The following is a 15608-nucleotide window of genomic DNA, read 5'->3' as shown; positions in this document are numbered from 1 at the left end:
AGTGCGACACCTCGCGTATGCGGCGATGCTCCTGTTCTGCCTGATGGGCACGCTGCCCCTCGACGTCGTCTTCCACGCCGGGGTGCTGCGACAGGTGCGGCGGCTGGCACTCAGCGTGCTGCCGGTCGCCGTCGTGTTCGTCGCCTGGGACCTGGCGGCCACGCACGCAGGGCATTGGACGTTCGACCCGGCGCAGACCCTGCCGTTCCGGCTGTTAGGTCTTCCGGTCGAGGAGCTTGCGTTCTTCCTCGTCATCCCGCTGGCCGGACTGTTGACCTACGAGTCCGTAGGCGTCGTGCTGCGCCGCCGTCGAGGCACCCGATGAGCTACACCACCGGTGCCGTTCTGGGCATCGTCGTGGCGCTGGCCCTGGACCTGGTCGTGCTGCGCACCCGGCTCGCGACGACGCTCCAGTGGTGGGCGGCATACGCCATCGTGTTCGCGTTCCAGCTGCTCACCAACGGCTGGCTTACCGGCCGCCTGATCGTCACCTACGACCCGGGAGCGATCATCGGCAACGGAACCGTGCCTTTCCTCGGCGACGGGCGGATCGCGTTCGCGCCGGTGGAGGACCTGGGCTTCGGGTTCGCCCTTGTCCTTGGCACCTGTGCGCTGTGGGTCTGGTGGGGGCGCCGGCTCCGACCCCTCTCAGAGGATCGCTGAGCAACGTCGCTCGTCAGGCGTCGCGCGTGGCGGTGATCCGGACCAGCTCCTCGAGCACCCCGACCGCCTCTGGCTCGAGAGAGTCGGCGCGCCGCAGCGACGCCAGTGACTCTCGCGCACAGGAGTCGACCATCGCCTCCACACGCGTCACGGCACCGGTGTCGACCAGCACGTCGCGTAGCTGGGCCACGCCGTCCTCGTCGATGTCAGGTTGGCCGAACAGCTTGCCGACCACCGCGTGCTGGACGGCGTCGGCCTCGTCGAGGGCGAATGCCATCAAGACGGTGCGTTTGCCCTCGCGCAGGTCGTCGCCCGCCGGCTTCCCCGTGATAGCCGGGTCGCCGAACACCCCGAGCACGTCGTCGCGCAGCTGAAAAGCCTCACCGAGAGCCAGCCCGTAGTCCGAGAGGTGGGCCAGGTCTCGCTCGCTGACGCCACCGACGGCGGCGCCGATGAGCAGGGGGTGCTCGATCGTGTATTTCGCACTCTTGTAGCGCATCACGGTGCGCGCGGACGCGATGCGCGCGGCCGTGTCGAGGTGGTCCCACCCGCGTGCCGACTCGAGCAGGTCGAGGTACTGACCGCCCATCAGCTGGGTACGCATCGTGTCGAACATCCGCCGACCGCGCGCCAGCTCGCTATCTGGCAGGCCGCAGGTGGCGTACAGCTCGTCCGACCATTGCAGGCACAGGTCGCCGGCCAGGATTGCACCCGACTCGCCGAACCTGTTGCTGTCGCCGGCCCATCCTGACTCGGCGTGACGGGCCGCGAGCGCGCGGTGAGCCGCAGGCATACCTCGTCTGACGTCGCTTCCGTCCATGACGTCGTCGTGGAGCAGGGCGGCGGCCTGGAAAAACTCCATCGAGCTCGCCAGGCGCACCGCTGCATCCGAGTCGGCTTGTCCCGCAGCGCGATAGCCCCAATAAAGGAATGCAGCGCGCAACCGCTTACCGCCGGCGAGCAGCCGCACGATGCTGTCGAGGAGCGGCTCGACCGCGTCCCCGACCGGGGCGAGGACCTCGCTCTGGACGGCCATCTCCGCGTCGAGGGCCAGCTGGATCCGACGGCGCAGGTCGCACAGGTCGAGCGGGTGGGACACGCGGCTCCTGTCGGGGAGGGTCGATGGGCATGGATCTGAGGTGCTCCGGCAAGCCTACGTGCCGGACGGCCCCCCTGCTCGCCTACCCTTGACGCATGCCCGCCGCCACTCGCATGCTGCGTCCGGCCCATCTGACACGCTCCATCCCGAGCGCGATCGCGGGAACGCAGCCGAGCATCAGCTTCGAGTTCTTCCCCCCGCGCGATGATGCGGCCGAAGCCGTTCTGTGGGAGGCGATCCGCCGACTCGAGAAGGTACGCCCGACGTTCGTGTCCGTCACCTACGGAGCAGGAGGCTCGACGCGCGACCGCACCATCCGTGTGACCGAGCGGATCGCGCGCGAAACCCTGCTCACCCCGATGGCCCACCTGACCTGCGTCGGACACTCGGTCACGGAGCTGCGCGGGGTCGTCGGCTCGCTGTCCGCGGTGGGCATCCGCAACATCCTCGCGCTGCGCGGCGACCCCCAGGGCGGCGCCGGAGGCGAGTGGGTGCGTCATCCGGAGGGCATCGACCACGCGGACGAGCTGGTGTCGCTGGTGCGGTTGCTCGGGGCCTTCACCGTCGGGGTCGCCGCGTTCCCGGACCAGCACCCGGAGAGCCCGAGCCTCGACTTCGATGCCGAGGTGCTCGTGCGGAAGGCCGACGCCGGCGCCGAGTTCGCTATCACCCAGTTCTTCTTCACCCGCGAGGCCTACGTCGGGCTTCGCGACCGGGTGGCGGCGCGGGGAAGGGACATCCCGATCATCCCGGGGCTGATGCCGGTCACCAACGTCAAGCAGCTGGCCCGGATGACGCAGCTGTCCGGTCAGCCGGTGCCTGCGTCGGTGACGTCACGGCTCGAGGCGGTGGCCGACGACCCGGAGGCGGTGCGGCAGGTCGGCGTGGAGATCACCACCGAGCTGGCTCAGCAGCTGCTCGCCGAGGGCGCGCCGGGTATCCACTTCATCACGATGAACCGCTCGACGGCGACGCTGCAGGTGTTCGACAACCTGGGGCTGACCGCCGCTCAGTAGCTCACTCTGGGCGTCGGCGCTGCTCTAGAGGTTCGGTCTCGGGCGCAGGCGGGCGAGCGGGTATGCGTGTCGCGTCCGAAGGTGGCTCGGAGGTGAGGCCGTGGCGGGCGCCCCAGTCGGCATACCGGCTCCGCACGCGCCGCAGGCGTTTGAACAGGTAGAGCACGAGGAACGCCCCGGTCACGAGGATCAGGAGGGCAATCGAGGCGGCCACCCACGGGTTCAGGAACGCCAGTGACACCACGCCCGCCACGGTCACGTCCTCGCCCGTCGAGACGAGGACGTTGCTGGCGGGTTCGGGGGAGGTGTTGACGGCGGCGCGGGTGCCGGCCTTGACCAGGTGCGCAGCCAGGGCGCTGATCCCCCCGGTCGCCGCGCCGAACGCCGCCGCCAAGGACGAGCTCTCGTGCCCGATGAGATAGCCGATGGTCGCGCCGACCAGCGGCCGGATCACAGTGTGCACCGTGTCCCAGGCGGAGTCGAGGTAGGGGATCTTGTCGGCGAACATCTCGAGCAGGAACAGGATCCCGGCGACGACCATGACGTCGGTCCGCCCGAGCGCGGCAGGCACGCCGGCGACGTGGAAGAAGCGCTCGGCGACGCCGAGGATAAGGACGACGAGGTAGGCGTTGATGCCGCTCGCCCAGCCCGTGGTGAATACCCATGGCAGGATCTCGGTTCCCACTTCACCTCCTGTGTGCCTCGGTGTGCGTGCGGTATGTCTGTGGCCAGTGTGCCGCTCGTGTCAACGGGCGCCGGTCAGCTGGCCTCGATGGACTGGCCGCCGGTGATCCGCAGCAGCCGCCTGAGCCGCCGTCAAGGGGACGTTCGGCCAGGGTGGTGACGCTGCTGTCTGACCGGGTTCGGCTGGATTTCGACTACGCCGACAACCCGTCGTGCGCGTACGGCTCGCGCTGGGCCTGTCCGTCGGCGCCGGTGGAGAACTGGCTCGAGGTGCCGATCGAGGCGGGGAAGCAGGTGTACGCGGCGGCGCACCAACGCGAGAGGTGGCCGACGCGCCGGCGACACGCCGAAGCGGGCAGCCGGCACGCTGACCGGTCTTGACACGGTGTCCGAGTCAGGTAGTACCGTGACTGTTAAGTCGAACAGATGTACGAATAACAGGCACAGCCAGTCCGATCCACCACCCATCGTGCCCACCCGGGCACCCATGCCATCCGCATACCTGAAGGGGCCATGCCGTCATGCGCCGATACAGCGACCCGATCGAGGTGCGGTCGGTCCCCGAGGTCGAGATGTCGGCGCTGGACGCGATTGCGGACAAGGATGACGCGCTGGCGGCGCGCCCCGGGTCACCGCAGGCCTTCATCTGGCACGGCCGGCTCTATGTCGTGCGTCGGGTCCTCGCGCACTGGCACGAACGCCGGGCCTGGTGGCGCGACGCGCTCGACCCGGCGGTGGGGGAGCCGACCGGCATCGACGTCGCCTCCCGGGAGCAGCACCTCTGGCGGGTCGAGGCGAGCCCGGGGCAGGCCTTCTCCGTCGGCGTCTTCGACCTCACCGCAGACGACCAGGACTGGCGGCTCGTCCGGGTCGCCGACTGATCGGTTGCACCAGCATCGCACCACATCAAGCAACAGCAGGGAGATCCGAATGAGCACCCAGTACGCCGACCACCGGTACGCCCGTCCACCGGTCGCCTCGACCTGCCTGGACCTGCTCGACCGGTCCCGTTCCGGGCTGCTCGTCGCGTGCCGCACCGGGGACGCCGCCGAGCGCTACATCGAGGCCCATCTCGGTGCGCTGCGCGCCGCGGCCGCGCTGTTGGCCGTACGCAGCGTCCCCGGACGACCCGGGAGCGCCGGGGACGCCATCAGTACGGGCAACTCGGGCAGCTCGGGCAGTACAGGCAGCTCGGGCAGTACAGGCACTGACGGACCCTACGAGTCGGGAGGCCGGGGTGCGACCGGCCGGCAGTCAGGTCGCGACAGGGTGGCGATCCCGGCAGGCGCATCGCGCCTCCCGACCCGGTCCCGACCGCGCAGCGTGTGGGAGATCCTGCCCCGGGTCGCTCCCGAGCTGGTCGAGTGGTCGGCGTTCTTCGCGGCGTCCGCGCGGCGGCGGGCCGCGATCGAGCGTGGCCTGCCGATCGGCGCCCGCGAGTCCGACGACCTGTTGCGCCAGGCCGAGGTCTTCCTCGAGATCGTCCAGGACCTGCTCGGCATCCCACGGGCCGAGGCGCTGCCGATGTATGTCGCACCGGTGTCTCGCTCGGGGGCCGGCCTGTCCGGCCCGTCTTCCGTCGGGCTGTGAGGGCCGCCGTGCCTACCCGTGTACCCACCTCCCTCACGAGCTCGACCTTCGTCCACCTACACGTGGCCTCGGGTTTCTCGATGCAGTACGGCGCCTCGTCCCCGGCGGACCTCGTCCGGCGGGCGGTGGCGTGGGGGCAGCCGGCACTGGCGCTGACCGACCGCGACGGTCTCTACGGCGCGGTGCGGTTCGTCCAGGCCTGCACCGACGCAGGGATCGCCCCGATCCTCGGCGTCGACCTCGCCGTCCGACACGGACCGCCACCCGGACACCATCCCGGCCAGTCCGGTTACTCCGGTCCGCCCGCCTCGGCCGTCCGCACGCCGGTCCGCGGTGGTGCGGTCGTCGACCCCCGGCTGCCGCGGGTCACCGTCCTCGCCCGCGGTAGCGGCTCGAGTGGGTCCACCGGCCGCGGTTCGGGTCTGGAGCCTGGGGCCGGGTGGGGCCGCCTCTGCCGACTGGTCACCCGTACCCACCTCGGTGGGGAGCGCGGTGAGCCGGTCTGCACGCCCGAGCTGGTCGCGGAGCTGGCCACCGCGCCGGGTTACCGCCCGGACCGCGGTGGTGGGAGTGCCAGTGCCGGTGCCGGTGGCGCCCGGACGGGGCGTCGAGCCGGGTGGGCAGCGGACGACGGGTCGGCCGGTCCGAGCCCGCTCGTGGTCCTGCTCGGACCCGACTCCGACGTCGGGCGCGCGGTCCTGCGGCGGCGGCGCGCAGAGGCCGAGGCCACCCTGGCCCGGTGGCAGGCGTTGTTGCCCCGTGACGCGATCGCCGTCGAGGTGGTCTGCCACGGTGGGCCGGAAGGCACCCCCGGCAGCCTCGGCCACGCGGCCCGGCTCTACGCGCTCGCCCGCGACCACCGCATACCGGTCGTGCTCACCGCCGCCGTCCGGCACGCCGACCCGCAGGAGGCCGCGACCGTCGACGTGCTCGACGCTGCCCGCCGGCTCGTCGCCCTCGACGTGCGCCACCTCGACCGGATCACCACGGCCGGGCACCTCAGCCCCACCCCCGCGATGTATGCCGTCGCTTGCGACATCCTCCAGGCTTCCGGACCGGGGCTGGCCGGTGGCGCGTCACTGGCTCGGGAGGGTGCGCGCGCGCTGCTCGACTCGACCGTCTCCCTGGCCATGGAGTGTGTGCAGGACCCCTCGCTCGACCTCGGGATCGGGGCCGTCCACCTCCCCGAGCAGACTGTCCTCGACATCGCTCCGGAGATCGACCCGCAGACCGTGCTCGCCCGTCGGTGCCGCGAAGCGGTCGCCACCTGCTATCCGCACGAGCTGCCGAGCGAGCTCACCCGGATCGAGTCCCGGCTCGAGGACGAGCTCGACGTCATCGCGGGACTGGGCTATCCCACCTACTTCCTCACCGTCGCTACGGTTGTCGACCTCATCAAGGAGATGGGGATCCGGGTGGCTGCCCGTGGTTCCGGCGCGGGGTCACTCGTCAACTACCTGCTCGGGATCTCGGGCGTCGACCCGATGCGCTACGGCCTGCTCATGGAACGGTTCTGCTCGCCGCTGCGCGCCCAGCTGCCCGACATCGACATCGACGTCGAGTCGGCGCGGCGCACGGAGATCTACGAGAAGGTGCTGGCCCGGTTCAGCGGTGAGCGGGTCACCTGCGTGTCGATGATGGACACCTACCGGGTGCGGCACGCCATCCGTGACGTCGGCGCGGCGTTGGGAATGCCCCCCAGCGAGGTCGATGCGATGGCCAAGGCGTTTCCCCACATCTCGGCCCGCAACGTCAGGCACGCGATCGCCGACCTGCCCGAGCTGCGCGCGAGCGGCCTCAACGCGCCCCGCCTCGACCTCATGCTCGACCTCGTCGAACGCCTCGACGGGCTGCCGCGACACATCGCCCTCCACCCGTGCGGCGTCGTGCTGTCGAACTCGAGGCTGCTTGACCGGACCCCGGTGGAGGCCAGCTGGCTGGGCTTCCCGATGAGCCAGTTCGACAAGGACGACGTCGAGACGCTGGGTCTGCTCAAGCTCGACATCCTCGGCATCCGGATGCAGTCGGCGATGGCCCACGCCGTCGACGAGGTGCGCCGGGTCGACGGTGTCGCCATCGACCTCGACAACCGGCAGCAGGTGCCGCTCGACGACGAGACGACGTTCCGGATGGTTCGGACGACGCACACACTCGGGTGCTTCCAGATCGAGAGCCCGGGTCAGCGCGAGCTCATCGGCAAGTTCGGGCCGGAGACGTTCGAGGACCTGATCACCGACATCTCGCTGTTCCGGCCTGGCCCGGTCAAGTCGGACATGATTGTCCCGTTCCTCAACGCCCGGCACGGGTGGAAAGCCCCCGAGTTCCTCCACCCGACGCTCATCCCGGCACTGCAGGAGACCGAGGGCGTCGTCGTCTTCCACGAGCAGGTCCTGCTCATCGTCGCCGAGACGACCGGGGTCACCCTTGCCGAGGCCGACGAGGTCCGCCGAGCCATGGGTTCGCCCACGGGGCAGAAGGCGGTCGAGGCGTGGTGGCGTCCGGCGGCGCGCGCCCGCGGTTATCCCCGTGACGTCACCGACAAGATCTGGGAGGTGCTCAAGGCGTTCGCCTCCTTCGGGTTCTGCAAGGCGCATGCGGCGGCGTTCGCACTACCGACCTACCAGTCCGCGTGGCTCAAGGCACATCATCCAGCGGCCTTCCTGTCCGGCGTGCTCACCCACGACCCCGGGATGTACCCCAAGCGACTCATCCTCGACGACGCCCGCAGTCTCGGCATCGCCGTCCTCGGTCTCGACGTCAACGACTCCAAGCACGTCTACGTCGTCGAACGGCTGGACTCACCCACTCCGCTGGAGATGGGTGACATCGCCCGAGAACCCGACCGGGATCACCCCTCTCCACGTCCATATCCGCTCTCCGACCTCCCGGACGGCAGCGGCTACGGGATCCGGATCTCGCTCGCCGACGTCAAGGGGATCAGCGAGGCCGAGGTTGCCCGGCTCGTCGCGGGGCAGCCGTACTTCAGCCTCGCCGACTTCTGGAACCGCGCCCACGTCTCGCGTCCGGTCGTCGAACGGCTCGTTCTCGCCGGGGGTTTCGACTCGGTGTATGCCATCGACGCCGTGGGAGCGCTGGGCGCCGTCGCCGGGGGGCGGGGCGAAGGCCGGCTGGGCCGACCAGCGCATCGAGGCCCGCGGGCAGCACGGGCACCGCAGCTCGAGGACCAGTCAAGGGATCAGTCGAGGGTCCAGTCAAGGGTCCAGTCAAGCGACCGAGCGGGCGACCGGGCCGACGTCCCGCTCGACGGCCCCCTCACCACGCTGACCTCGGCAGGACTCGGCCGTCGTGGTCGAATCACCCGCCGCGACCTGCTGCTGCACGTCGCCGAGCTGGACCGCTGGTCGCGGGCGGCGGCTGCGAAGGGTCAGCGGGGTCAGCGGGGTCAGCGGGGGTTGCGCGGGGGTGGGAGCGCGGCGCGGTCGAGCCCGCCGCGGGCCTCGGGAGCGAGGTCGCCCTGGTCCGGTCAGCCTCTCGGCCAGGTCAATCCCGGCGACGGCCCAGGCGCCGCGTCGTCTCCTGGGAATGGGGTGGCTCGGGTGGCGACACCGACCGACGTCCTGAGCGGTGAACGGGTTGCAGCCCTGGCCCGGTCCCAGTCCCAGGCAGCCCGGGCGGTGGTTCCCGCCGGGCACCAACCCATCCAGCTCACCCTCGATCTCGGCGACACCCCTCGCCTCGAACGCGGGACCGGTCTTCCGGAGATGACCGGGCCGGAACGGGTGCGCGCCGAGCTCGACATCCTCGGCCTCGACGCCAGCGCCCACATCGTCGACTTCTACGGACCGATGCTCGACGCCCTCGGCGTGACCCGGTCGACGGACATCCTCGGTGCCCGCAACCGCAGCGAGGTCCTCATCGCCGGGGTCAAGGTCGCCACCCAGACTCCGCCTGTCCGCAGTGGTCGCCGGGTCGTCTTCCTCACCCTCGATGATGCGACGGGACCCGTGGACGCGACCTTCTTCGAGGATGCCCAAGGCCCTTATGCAACAACGGTGTTCCACTCGTGGATGCTGCTCGTGCGGGGCATCACCCGGCGCACCGGTCCGCGTGGCATCTCGGTCCGGGCGACCGGTGCGTGGGAGCTGTCCGGCCTTTGGGACGCCTGGACCCGCGGTGGTCTGCCCGCCGTGCTGCGTGCCATCGAGGAGGAGGACCGGGACGCCGTGGCCCGCAACGAGAACGCGCTCGCCGCAGCGGCCGAGGCCGACGGCCGCATCTACCCCCTGCGGCCCCGGGTCAGCTCGGGTGGTGGCGGTCGCGAGGTCGGCGGCGACCGGGTCGCCGACGAACGGGTGACGGACGAACGGGTGACGGACGACCGGGAGGGCAACGGCGCGCCGCCGCGCCGCCCGGACTGGGTCGCCCAAGGGCCGGACGGCGAGGAGTACACCGATGGGGCCGCCCGGAACACCCGGGCAGGCGGGATGGGCGGCGGCTCACTCCCACCGGGGACGCGGCGGGTGCTTGTCCACGCGTCCGGGTTCACACAGTCTCCCTATGCCGACGTGCGGCCGGCCGGGGGAGACACCCGGGCCGCTCGGGGTCTGGCCAGCGGTGGCGTCGTCCCGGACGCGTTCGAGCATGCCCAGCCACCTGCCCAAACCTATGGAGGCCTACCCCATACCCACCCACACACCTCGCCACATGCCCTGCCAGATGACCCCGACGCACCGCCGGACACGGACGGGGTGGCCGAGCTCGGTACGCCGCTGCGCAAGCTGTGGCACGCCAGCCCCGGAAGCTCGGGTCGGTAGTGAGCATTAGGGTGAACGCACGTCGGCGAGCCGCTGCCGGCGACCCGGGGGACCCACGTGACCAGCCGGGCGGAGGGAGGACGACGTGGCCGACGACCGCGCCGCCACTTTCGACACCCCCACCATCGACACCCCCACCATCGACACCCCCACCGTCGACGCCCCTGCCCATCCGGTCCCCACGCCGCCGCGCCTGCAGGCCGTCAGCGACACCGTCGGTGAGCTCGTGGGTCGTCGAAGCCGCGACCTCGAACGACCATTGCGCGTTCTCGACCTCGGTGGCGGGACGGGTGGGCTGGCCGTCCCGCTCGCGGCGCTCGGACACCACGTCACCGTCCTCGACCCCAGCCCGGATGCCCTCGCGGCGCTCGAGCGCCGGGCCGCCGAATACTCCGTGGCCGACCGGATCACCGCGCGACAGGGCGACACCGACAGCCTGGCGGACACCGAGACCCTGGTTGACCTCGTCTCGGACGGCGCCTTCGACCTGGTCTGCTGCCACGGTGTCCTCGAGGTCGTCGACGACCCTGCCGGAGCGCTCGCCGGCGTCGCCTCGGTCCTCGCTCCGGGCGGCTACCTCTCTCTCCTTGTGGCCGGGCGGCTTGCGGTGGTCCTGGCTCGCGCCCTGGCCGGGGACTTCGGCTATGCCCGGCAGGTCCTCACCAGCGAGGACGGGCGGTGGGGTCGCACCGACCCGCTGCCGAGACGGTTCGACACCGAGGAGCTGGCCACCCTGCTCGACCGGGTCGGCTTTCGCGACGTCGAGGTGCACGGAGTACGCGTGTTCGCCGACCTGGTCCCGTCCGCGACGCTCGACAGCGCGGCGGACCGGGCCGCACTCGACGCGCTGGAGCGTGAGGTGGCCGCCCATCCGCGCTACGCCGACGTGCTCGGACGCCTGGGGGCCGGGCTGCACGCCACCGCCCGCCATGCCTGACGCGGCGGCTACCGCCGTGCTCCCCAGGGATGCGGCGAGACGAACGAACCCGCATACCGGCTCTGGTCGTCGAGGAGGCCGGAGGTGAGCCGCCGGCAGTACGCCGCCCCGAGCCGCTCGGGTGACGGCGAACCCGACGACACCGGCTGCACGATCCTGCACCTCGACATGGACGCGTTCTACGCCTCGGCCTCGCTGATCGACCGGCCCGACCTGCGGGGCAGGCCGGTGATCATCGGAGGAGGCGGCAACCGTTCGGTGGTGCTGTCCGCCACCTACGAGGCGCGCCGCTTCGGAGTGACCTCGGCGATGCCGATGGCCCGGGCCAGGCGGCTCTGCCCCCTGGGCGCCGTCCTCGAGCCGGACTTCACCCGTTACTCCCAGATCTCCGACGCCATCATGGCGACCTTCCACTCGGTCACCGACCTCGTTGAACCGCTGTCCCTGGACGAGGCGTTCCTCGACATCGCCGGGGCGCAGCGCCGGCTCGGCACCCCGACCCATATCGCGCAGTGGTTGCGCGACATCATCGCCGACGAGCAGGGCATCACCTGCTCGGTCGGCGTCGCCTCGACCAAGTTCGTCGCCAAGCTGGCCTCCGGCCTCGCCAAGCCCGACGGGATGATCGTCGTTCCGCACGACGAGGTGCTCGGCTTCCTCCACCAGCTGCCCGTGGGGGCGCTGTGGGGAGTGGGGGAGCGCACCGAGGAGTCCCTGACCCGTCTGGGGTTACGCACCGTCGCCGACATCGCGCACACGCCCGTCGAGACGCTGCGCCGCGCCCTGGGCGACTCCTCCGGCAGCCACCTGCACGCCCTGGCCTGGGGCCGTGACGAACGGTCCGTGGTCCGGCAGCAGCGGGAGAAGAGCATCGGGTCGGACGAGACGTTCGCCTACGACGTCGACGACCCCGTCGTGATCCATCGTGAGCTGCTGCGTCTCGCCGACCGGACCGCCGCACGTGTCAGGTCGGCCGGGATGATGGGCCGGACGGTGTCGATCAAGGTGAGATTCGCCGACTTCACCACGATCACCCGCGCCAAGACGTTGCGGGAGCCGACGGACGTCTCCCGCGAGATCTACGCGACTGCCCGGTCCCTCTTCGACGCGCTCGGCCTCCAGCGGGCCAGGATCCGGCTGGTCGGGGTGCGGATGGAGGGTCTCGTAGAGTCCGAGAGGGCGCCGATCCAGGCCACCCTCGACGAGCCGGACCATGGCTGGCGAGACGCCGACCGGGCCGTGGACCGAGCCAGCGCCCGGTTCGGTGCCGGCGCCGTGCGGCCGGCTGCGCTGGTGCGCGACGACCCCCGGCGGGGACCCCCCAGGAGAGGCGTTGCACAACCGTAAACACCAGTTGTGGTGGCCCACTCGCGAAAGGCCGCCAAAAAGACTTACAGTGACTCACGAGTAAGGCGTTGACCCGCCATGGACCCGGCAACGAAGCCTGACGGGCCGCTGTTCGAACTTTTGGGAGCGTTCGTTCGTCCACCCACTAAGGGACGATCGGGCAAGGGAGGTAGATAGTGCCGCTGTCCGAACACGAGCAGAAGGTGCTCCAGGCCATGGAGCAGGCTCTGTATGCCGAGGACCCTCGGTTCGCAACGCACATCACGAACCACGGCCTGCATCCCAACAAGCGCCGCATCGTCGTCGGCGTCCTCGCAGTCATCGTCGGACTCGGCCTGGTGATGCTCGCCGCGCTCAACCAGACCATCTGGCTCGGGGCGGTCGGCTTCGCCCTGATGGTGGCCGGTGGAGCGTGGGCGTTCAGCCCTGCGAAGAAGTCCGTCCTGGGGGCCGTGGGTCCCGATGGGTCCGTGCGCCGGGCCGCCACCGGTGGTGGGCAGCGTCAGGGCGGTCAGAAGCCTGGGTTCATGCAGCGCCTCGAAGCGCGCTGGGACCGCCGCCGCCACGACGAGTGGTGACGGACGAGTGGTGACGCGCGTCTCGAACGCCTGACGGCAACGCCTTACCGCAACGACTTACGGCGACGACTTACGGCACGCTGCGGCCCTAGGGGATCCCGAGCCGCCACACCCCGACGACCCAGACGGCCACGATGACGAACCCGGCCGTCAGCTCGATCCCCATCGACATCGCCACGGCCTTGAGCGCGTGCGTCGTCGACGACCACGCGATCCGGTGGTCGCGCTGACGCGTCGCCTCGACAAGGTAGATCCCCAGCACGAACCCCACCAGCGCGCCGACGATCGGGATGACGAAGAACCCGACGATCGCCAGACCGACGGCGAGCACCAACGTGCTCGTGCGGACCCCGGCCGCCTTGAGCCGGCGCCCGGGTACGAGGTACTGCGTGACGACACCCGCGGCATACGCGAGCCCGGCGACACCGAACACGAGCCACGCCCCATGGTTCGGATGGTCGAACGCCCACAATGCGGTTGCCGCCCAGACAAGGAGAAGGCCGGGCAGGACGGGCACGACGATGCCCACCAACCCGACCGCCATGAGCAGCCCGGTGACGACAACGGTGATCACCGGTTCCTGCCCTCTCCTTCGTTCAGCCGAGCTCGTCCTCCGCCGTCAAGCGGCTCGTCTCGTCCTGGATCTCGCTCGCGTGCGCCTGCAGCTGGGGCAGGTGCTCACGCCCGTGGTGGGCGCAGAACAGCAGCTCGCCGCCGTTCACTAGGCGGGCGCGAATGTAGGCCTGCGCACCGCAGCGGTCACAACGATCCGCTGCGCTGAGGCTCGGGGCCAATGTTGCGTTCACGTCTGCCTTCTCTCACATGCTGGTTGGGGTAGGCCATCTGGTTCGACAACGTCCCCGTTGACGTCCTCCGGCCATCGTTGGATGTGACAACCGGTGCTTCGCTTTCAACAGTCAAGCACGTGGGTTGCTTCCCGAGCGGCATTAGCCCGTGATGTGAAACACGCTGTGCCGAACCGTGATCTCCATGTGAGGTGTTCGTTGCCAACTGCCCCGGTGGATGCGCCGGAGCCTCACCTCCTCGCGCCGGCGAGGTCGCGCCTGGGCAGTAGCAGGCATGAGTCGCCGAACTCGTGCCACAGGTATGCGTGCGAGACCGCCGCGTCGTAGGCCTGCTGAGTCAGCTCCGTACCCGCCACCGACTCGACCAGCAGCAGGTGGGAGGCCTCGGGGTCGTGCCATCCGGTGACCAGGCCGTCGACGACCCGGGCCGGCCGCTCCGGCGAGATGACGAGGTCCGTCCAACCGCTGTTGGTCCGCACCTGCCCGTCGCTACGCGTGGCCGACTCGATGGCCCGCGTCGCGGTCGTCCCCACGGCAACCACCCTGGAGCCGCGCCGACGGGCGGCGTTGACGAGGTCGGCGGTGCTGGCCTCGACCGAGAACCGTTCTGGCTGCGGCGCCTCCCCCGCCTCCTGTGACGACACGCCCGTGTGGAGCAGGACCGGTGCGAACTGAACCCCGGCGCTGACCAGCTCGCTCACCAGGGCCGGTGTGAAGGGCCGCCCGGCACTCGGCATCTCCGCACTCCCGGGGTGGTGCCCGAAGACGGTCTGGTAGTCCGACAGCGGGTAGCGCTCCTGGAGGTACCCGTAGACGATCGGCCGGCCGTGCATGGACAGCACGGCATCCAGGTCACCACTCACCTGCGCTCGCCACAGCCGGTTGCCGCGCCCGGTGGGGGAGGAGAGGGTGCGTGGGTATGGGTCCAGCAATGCCGCCGATACCGGGCCGATGCTCAGCCGATCACCGATCTGGGCGTCCAAGACAGGACGTGCCGCGTCCGGCGCTGTCCGGATTTCGACGACGAACGAGCCGTCATCGAGGGGTGCGGCGACGTGCACGACGACGGGGCCGTGTCGTGACGACATCGCGTCCACCTCTGCCGCGACCGTCGCCGAGGTGTTGACTACGAGCACGTCACCCGCCTCCAGGAACCGCCCGATGTCGCGGAACCGGACGTGCTCGAAGCCGATGTCGCGGTCGGCAGCGGCGACCAGTAGGCGGATGCCGTCGCGCTGGATACCCCCGGCCTCTGGTGGCTGCGAGGCCGTGTTTTCCCTCGGAGATCGGAAGGTGGTTGTCGGAACGGACGCCAGCGCGGTCATGAGTGGACCACCGCGGTCGTGTCGACTGCGAGGTCGGCGCCCCGGTACCGGCCGCTCGGCGGCCTCAGGTCGAGCAGCCGCAGCAGCGTGGGGACGACCGTCTCGGGCAGCGGGCGGTCGCTGATGTCCTCGTCGGGGAAGGCGGCCTGGTGCATCTGCGTCCGCATGTCGCCCGGGTCGACGGCATACCAGCGGATGCTTGGGTGCTCGACGGCGAAAGTCCCGATGACGTGGTCGAGGGCCGCCTTGCTGGCGCCGTAGGCACCCCACCCCTCGTAGTGCTCGACGGCGGCGTCCGAGGAGATCGCGAGCACCGTGCCTCCCGACGACGCCAGTTCCGGCAGCAGCTGCCGGGTGAGCTGGACCGGCGCCCCGACGTTGGTGTCGAGCACCTGCGCAAAGGTCGCCGCCTCGAGGTCGGCCAGCCCCGGTTGTGGGCTGCCGCCGAGCTCGCTGGCGTTGTGGACGAGCAGGTCCAGGCCGCCGGCGCGCCGGACTGCGGTGACGAGCTCGGTCCGGTGTCGCGGGTCGGTGACCGAGCCCGGGTATGCGTCGACCGTCGTCTCGGACGTCAGTGCGGCGGCCGCTGCCGCAAGGCGGTCCCGCCCGCGGGCGTCGACGACGAGGTGCCAATGGCGGCGGGCGAGCGCCTCGGCCAGGGCCTGGCCGAGGCCCGCGGACGCGCCGGTGATGAGTGCGGTGGGCATGAGCGTGCCTTTCGTGATCTGGGTGTTGGTGATGCCCCCATGCTCGAACTTCAAGTCCACTTGAAGTCAAGGGTAGTCTGT

Annotated in this window: 16 protein-coding genes; 10 read left to right on the top strand and 6 right to left on the bottom strand. The window is 70.7% G+C overall.

Features of this window, described 5'->3' with window-relative positions; all coding sequences use genetic code 11:
* The first annotated feature begins 1 nt into the window (after position 1).
* Positions 2-325 carry a lycopene cyclase domain-containing protein gene (locus ABI385_RS04185; RefSeq protein ID WP_348102480.1) on the top strand — a complete coding sequence of 108 codons (324 nt, stop codon included), beginning with the start codon at positions 2-4 and terminating at the stop codon, positions 323-325.
* A complete protein-coding gene (locus ABI385_RS04180) occupies positions 322-663 on the top strand; it encodes a lycopene cyclase domain-containing protein (RefSeq protein ID WP_348102479.1) in 342 nt (113 codons plus the stop codon). The genes ABI385_RS04185 and ABI385_RS04180 overlap by 4 nt, the downstream gene beginning before the upstream one ends.
* Before the next feature lie 13 nt (positions 664-676).
* Here the strand turns inward: ABI385_RS04180 and ABI385_RS04175 are convergent, their stop codons facing one another.
* The gene (locus ABI385_RS04175) at positions 677-1762 is read right to left on the bottom strand and encodes a polyprenyl synthetase family protein (RefSeq protein ID WP_348102478.1); all 1086 of its coding nucleotides are present in this window, start codon (positions 1760-1762) and stop codon (positions 677-679) included.
* Between the two features lie 95 nt (positions 1763-1857).
* Between ABI385_RS04175 and metF the strand changes: the two genes are divergently transcribed.
* On the top strand, positions 1858-2778 hold the full coding sequence (gene metF / locus ABI385_RS04170; protein WP_348102477.1) for a methylenetetrahydrofolate reductase [NAD(P)H]: 921 nt from the start codon (positions 1858-1860) through the stop codon (positions 2776-2778).
* A gap of 1 nt (position 2779) precedes the next feature.
* Here the strand turns inward: metF and ABI385_RS04165 are convergent, their stop codons facing one another.
* Entirely contained in the window at positions 2780-3463 is a 684-nt protein-coding gene (locus ABI385_RS04165; RefSeq protein ID WP_348102476.1) for a DUF4126 domain-containing protein, read from the bottom strand.
* 155 nt (positions 3464-3618) lie between these two features.
* Between ABI385_RS04165 and ABI385_RS04160 the strand changes: the two genes are divergently transcribed.
* The 7 genes from ABI385_RS04160 to ABI385_RS04130 all read left to right on the top strand — a co-directional run bounded on the left by ABI385_RS04160 (position 3619) and on the right by ABI385_RS04130 (position 12689).
* Positions 3619-3843 (top strand): DUF1684 domain-containing protein, encoded by a 225-nt coding sequence (locus ABI385_RS04160; protein ID WP_348102475.1) that lies wholly within the window; start codon positions 3619-3621, stop codon positions 3841-3843.
* Positions 3844-3983: 140 nt separating this feature from the next.
* On the top strand, positions 3984-4343 hold the full coding sequence (locus ABI385_RS04155; protein ID WP_348102474.1) for a DUF6504 family protein: 360 nt from the start codon (positions 3984-3986) through the stop codon (positions 4341-4343).
* 49 nt (positions 4344-4392) lie between these two features.
* Positions 4393-5052: an SAV_6107 family HEPN domain-containing protein gene (locus tag ABI385_RS04150; protein WP_348102473.1), complete on the top strand. Its 660-nt coding sequence runs from the start codon at positions 4393-4395 to the stop codon at positions 5050-5052.
* Between the two features lie 8 nt (positions 5053-5060).
* The gene (locus tag ABI385_RS04145) at positions 5061-9827 is read left to right on the top strand and encodes a DNA polymerase III subunit alpha (RefSeq protein ID WP_348102472.1); all 4767 of its coding nucleotides are present in this window, start codon (positions 5061-5063) and stop codon (positions 9825-9827) included.
* 85 nt (positions 9828-9912) lie between these two features.
* Positions 9913-10764: a methyltransferase domain-containing protein gene (locus tag ABI385_RS04140; RefSeq protein WP_348102471.1), complete on the top strand. Its 852-nt coding sequence runs from the start codon at positions 9913-9915 to the stop codon at positions 10762-10764.
* A gap of 84 nt (positions 10765-10848) precedes the next feature.
* The gene (gene dinB, locus ABI385_RS04135; RefSeq protein WP_348102470.1) at positions 10849-12111 is read left to right on the top strand and encodes a DNA polymerase IV; all 1263 of its coding nucleotides are present in this window, start codon (positions 10849-10851) and stop codon (positions 12109-12111) included.
* 176 nt (positions 12112-12287) lie between these two features.
* Positions 12288-12689 (top strand): DUF3040 domain-containing protein, encoded by a 402-nt coding sequence (locus ABI385_RS04130; RefSeq protein WP_348102469.1) that lies wholly within the window; start codon positions 12288-12290, stop codon positions 12687-12689.
* A gap of 88 nt (positions 12690-12777) precedes the next feature.
* Here the strand turns inward: ABI385_RS04130 and ABI385_RS04125 are convergent, their stop codons facing one another.
* The 4 genes from ABI385_RS04125 to ABI385_RS04110 all read right to left on the bottom strand — a co-directional run bounded on the left by ABI385_RS04125 (position 12778) and on the right by ABI385_RS04110 (position 15587).
* The gene (locus tag ABI385_RS04125; protein WP_348102468.1) at positions 12778-13263 is read right to left on the bottom strand and encodes a DUF456 domain-containing protein; all 486 of its coding nucleotides are present in this window, start codon (positions 13261-13263) and stop codon (positions 12778-12780) included.
* Positions 13264-13285: 22 nt separating this feature from the next.
* On the bottom strand, positions 13286-13495 hold the full coding sequence (locus tag ABI385_RS04120) for a hypothetical protein (RefSeq protein WP_348102467.1): 210 nt from the start codon (positions 13493-13495) through the stop codon (positions 13286-13288).
* Between the two features lie 230 nt (positions 13496-13725).
* Positions 13726-14820, bottom strand: a complete 1095-nt coding sequence (locus ABI385_RS04115; RefSeq protein WP_348102466.1) for an S-adenosylmethionine:tRNA ribosyltransferase-isomerase — start codon at positions 14818-14820, stop codon at positions 13726-13728.
* Entirely contained in the window at positions 14817-15587 is a 771-nt protein-coding gene (locus ABI385_RS04110; RefSeq protein ID WP_348102465.1) for an SDR family oxidoreductase, read from the bottom strand. Before ABI385_RS04110 ends, ABI385_RS04115 begins: the two co-directional genes overlap by 4 nt.
* Between the last annotated feature and the right edge of the window lie 21 nt (positions 15588-15608).

The organism is Lapillicoccus sp., assembly GCF_039935575.1.
In the GTDB taxonomy this organism is placed as follows: Bacteria; Actinomycetota; Actinomycetes; order Actinomycetales; family Dermatophilaceae; genus Lapillicoccus.
Note: the sequence above shows the minus strand (reverse complement) of the source record. Positions and strands in the feature narration are given on the sequence as shown.